The following is a 2,129-nucleotide window of genomic DNA, read 5'->3' as shown; positions in this document are numbered from 1 at the left end:
ACCTGGCGCATCCTCCGCAAAGCCCGCCTCAGCCCCAGCAGACTCACGTCAATCGCCAGAGCCATCCTCACCCTGGAGACTCACCGCTGAAAACGCTCATTGATCGCGTTCAGCCAGGTGATGCCCTTCTTCTTCGCAAAGTACTTCGGCGAGGGCGCGGCGTTGATGGTTCGCGTGGGGACGACGAAGCGCAGCCCGTCGACGGAGGCGAGCAGACCCTTGCCCCAGAACTGCACGATCGGTATTCGGGCGTGGGCTGCGATCAGGGCGGCGTTCGCCGCGGCGATGGTGTCGGCCCGCAGGTAGTACTGGTCGACGTGGACCAGCCGGGACCGGGTCAGTGCCTCGTAGCCCGGGTTGATGACCGGCGTCATGCCGATGTTGCACGCCTCCGAGACCAGCAGCGCGACCATCGACGTCGCCAGGTCCTTCATGCGGGTCTTGCCATCGCCCAAGTGCACGAAGGCGTCCAGGAAACCCGTCCAGGAGTGCACCTCGAACAGCAGGTCCGGCAGGTCGATCTTCGGGAGCATCTTCTCGACGCGCTCGTGCAGCTCTGCACTTCAGCGATGAGGCGGTTGCCGGCGCTGACCTGCTGATTTCCTTCTGCCGCACCGTGCTGGACACGGACCACCCCTTGCCGTGGCAGGACCGGCTCGGAGAGCTCTGCGAGGCCTTCGAAGATGAGGGCTTGCAGGCAGGGCTGGAGTTCATGCTGGCCCAGTTGCAGGACCCTGAACAAGCCAAGGCATGGCTGAACACCTTCAAGGGACTCAACTACCAAGCGTTCGCGCTTCGGCTTATCGGCGCCGGCCCCTACCGGCTTCTCGTGGAAGCCGTGAAACAGGACGGTGCAGTCCTGGCTCTCGTGATCCGGCGCGGGATGCGCGCGCTGATGCCCTTCGCCGTGGCGTGGAGCGACGCCGTGAGCAACATGACCGTCAACCAGAGGAAGGCCGTCGCAAAGGCCGACATCCTCGGCCTGGAGATCGTGCAAGGGATAATTCAGCTGGATGATGCGTTCGGCAAGAAGTTCATCTCCACGCTTCCCATGCAGCTCACAGCCGCGACTGCCGACGACCTGGCCGGGTGGCAGCCCGACAACTTGTCGGAGATCGTGGCCTCCATCCGGCAGCGCGTGGGCGAGTCGTCCGCCAAAAGACTGGAGCGCGAGAACTCACAGCTCGTCAGAAAGATCCAGGGCGCCAGAACAGCGCTGGCGCACTCCGAGGACGGCATCTCCCAAGCGGCCAACTCGTTGATCGAACTCATCGACAGGATCATGTGAGAAGCGTTCACCAAGGAAGAAGTCCTGGACTGGGTGGACGCCAACCTGCCGAACGAGCCGCAGCTGACCTTCACCGACACGCACGGAACAAACGCGCTGATGCCCTGTGCTTCATCTACCGCGGTGGTCCCACGGCACGCGAATCGAATGAGCACGACGATGGCAGCGGCCCGACCCTCCTCCACGATGTCTTCGCGCGCGTCATCGTCGCAACGCGTGATCGTCTCCAGAAGCTCAAGCACAGCGACGGCGGAACCCCGGCAGAGAAGGAACAGCTTCTCTGCCTGCTCGCCGGACTGGAGGGAGCACTGTTGCTCGGCCTCTCCTTCAACCAGTTCGGCAACACCCGAGACGCCCTGCTCGAAGCCCGATGGTTGAGGGACAGGCGTTAGGCCCGTGGCGGATCGGACCGTGTGACGGTGTCCGGGTCGGCGTGCCATTCGCGTCCGCCGTGTTCGGGGGAGATGAACGCGACGGGGCGTCGGCTGCGGTCGTAGGGCGGGTCGGAGGGGTCTTCCCATGCGGGGTCGGTGTCCCGCAGGATCCCGGTCCTGCCGTGGGCGTCTTCGACGCGGTGTCCGATGTCGCTCCGGTCGATCACCGGACGTCCCGTTCGCCGGCATGGGGGTGGTGTCGGATGTCGACGTTGCAGTCCGACACCCCGGACAGGTCCCCGTCCCGTCGGCACACCGTTCGCCGGTCGGCTGCGCCCGCGCACCTGGTGGACGCCGGCTATGTCGATACTGAGCGTTTTCAGCGGTGAGTCTCCAGGGTGAGGATGGCTCTGGCGATTGACGTGAGTCTGCTGGGGCTGAGGCGGGCTTTGCGGAGGATGCGCCAG

2 protein-coding genes and 1 pseudogene are annotated in these 2,129 nt (G+C 64.9%); 1 reads left to right on the top strand and 2 read right to left on the bottom strand.

Features of this window, described 5'->3' with window-relative positions; translation table 11 throughout:
- Positions 1-92: 92 nt before the first annotated feature.
- A pseudogene (locus IF89_RS0135060) lies at positions 93-557 on the bottom strand (Tn3 family transposase); the annotation flags it as partial.
- A gap of 59 nt (positions 558-616) precedes the next feature.
- Here IF89_RS0135060 and IF89_RS0135055 point away from each other — a divergent pair.
- Positions 617-1,288: a hypothetical protein gene (locus IF89_RS0135055; RefSeq protein ID WP_030777041.1), complete on the top strand. Its 672-nt coding sequence runs from the start codon at positions 617-619 to the stop codon at positions 1,286-1,288.
- Between the two features lie 388 nt (positions 1,289-1,676).
- Here the strand turns inward: IF89_RS0135055 and IF89_RS0135050 are convergent, their stop codons facing one another.
- On the bottom strand, positions 1,677-1,889 hold the full coding sequence (locus tag IF89_RS0135050) for a hypothetical protein (RefSeq protein ID WP_030777039.1): 213 nt from the start codon (positions 1,887-1,889) through the stop codon (positions 1,677-1,679).
- Positions 1,890-2,129: the final 240 nt, after the last annotated feature.

It is taken from the genome of Streptomyces sp. NRRL F-2664 (assembly GCF_000719345.1).
Classification (GTDB): domain Bacteria; phylum Actinomycetota; class Actinomycetes; order Streptomycetales; family Streptomycetaceae; genus Streptomyces.
Note: the sequence above shows the minus strand (reverse complement) of the source record. Positions and strands in the feature narration are given on the sequence as shown.